Annotated in this window: 2 protein-coding genes; one reads left to right on the forward strand and one right to left on the reverse strand. The window is 54.2% G+C overall.

What is annotated here, in order from left to right; translation table 11 throughout:
* Positions 1 to 91: 91 nt before the first annotated feature.
* Positions 92 to 454, reverse strand: a complete 363-nt coding sequence (locus BOW52_RS16815; RefSeq protein WP_078485231.1) for a hypothetical protein — start codon at positions 452 to 454, stop codon at positions 92 to 94.
* Positions 455 to 619: 165 nt separating this feature from the next.
* On the opposite strand from BOW52_RS16815, the gene BOW52_RS16820 reads away from it, so the two are divergent.
* Positions 620 to 1,027, forward strand: a complete 408-nt coding sequence (locus tag BOW52_RS16820) for a M67 family metallopeptidase (RefSeq protein WP_078485232.1) — start codon at positions 620 to 622, stop codon at positions 1,025 to 1,027.
* The last annotated feature ends 232 nt before the right edge of the window (positions 1,028 to 1,259 follow it).

A 1,259-nucleotide genomic window follows, 5' to 3' on the forward strand; every position in this document is an offset into this window, starting at 1 on the left:
TCTTCGTCGTTCGCTCGCGCTCTCAACTACGAATAGGCAGACGGCGTCGACTATCGCGGACTAACCGCCTTCGCTTCGCTATCCATAGCGGTCAGCGGCGGTGGTAACCGACACCTATGTAGGGCGCGATGCGTGGCGCATCACCAAACCAGTGGCCGAGACGATAGTTACTATCAAAGAGCCATGTTTTGGTCTCGGTAGTAAAGGGTGCTCCACTCTGCGTTTCACCATCGTAATCGACACTACCGCCATAGAGTGAGGCACGGGCCTCTCCAAACCAGGCCCCATCACGCTCGATGATTGATGCGCTGATACCAGGCAGCCAACCATCCTCTCGATTGAGTGAACGACCATCGGTGTCGAACTCCTCATAACCGAAGTTGAGTAGTGACAGGCCGATTGACCACTCGAGCGAATGCTCCTCGCCACTGGCCATCGTCGGCACAGCAAACATCAACAGCACAATCAGCAGCCGGACTCGACACCTCCTGTTTGTAGACTCCAACAACGCGCACCACCCTCCAGTCGTAATACCCGATCCTCGTCAGAACGCGATGCTACTGTAACAGCCGCCAAGTTTGTAGAAGCGAAACATCCCAACACCGGTTAAAATGCCACAATGAATCAGACACCACTCTCAAGAACGTTGATCAATCAAATCCTGCACCACGCCCAGAGCAACCCGGAGACGGAGGTGTGCGGACTGATCGATGCCACCGATGGCAGAGCCGACCAGCTCTATCCGATCAATAATATTGCCGATGAGCCGGGACGGCTCTTCAGCATGGACCCACAGCAGATGATTGAGGCGATGCGTAGCATGCGTGAGTCGGGACGCGAGCTGTTTGCCATCTACCACTCCCACCCACATGCACCGGCCGAACCCTCGGTTACCGATCTGCAGCAGGCCGCCTACCCCGATGCGCTCTACCTGATCATCTCTCTCAACACCAAGGGTGTGCTTGAGATGCGTGGTTACCGCCTCGGCGACAACAGCGTTGAAGCCGTCGCATTAGAATCGGTTTAACATTTTTCAGCCACTTGCCACTGCATCTAAGCTGCGAACCCACAAACCTATTAACCACTACTTATATAGCGTGGAGTCGTCCTCTGGCCTCTATATTTTTTCTGCTGAGAGTGCTACAAAGTCATTAAGATCGTAACCGGGGAGTCGCTATTTTTGCGAAAGTTTGTTTTGGGCATCCAAGCCCAAGCAAACAGCAAAAACTTCACGCGACCGTTTATGCCTGCGGCGCCCC

Origin of the sequence: Solemya pervernicosa gill symbiont, assembly GCF_002020875.1 — a bacterium.
In the GTDB taxonomy this organism is placed as follows: Bacteria; Pseudomonadota; Gammaproteobacteria.

What these genes read in the sequence shown, in the direction of transcription:
- BOW52_RS16815 (WP_078485231.1), bottom strand. Translation starts at nt 454, where the DNA reads ATGTTTGCTGTGCCGACGATGGCCAGTGGCGAGGAGCATTCGCTCGAG.
- BOW52_RS16820 (WP_078485232.1), top strand. Translation starts at nt 620, where the DNA reads ATGAATCAGACACCACTCTCAAGAACGTTGATCAATCAAATCCTGCAC.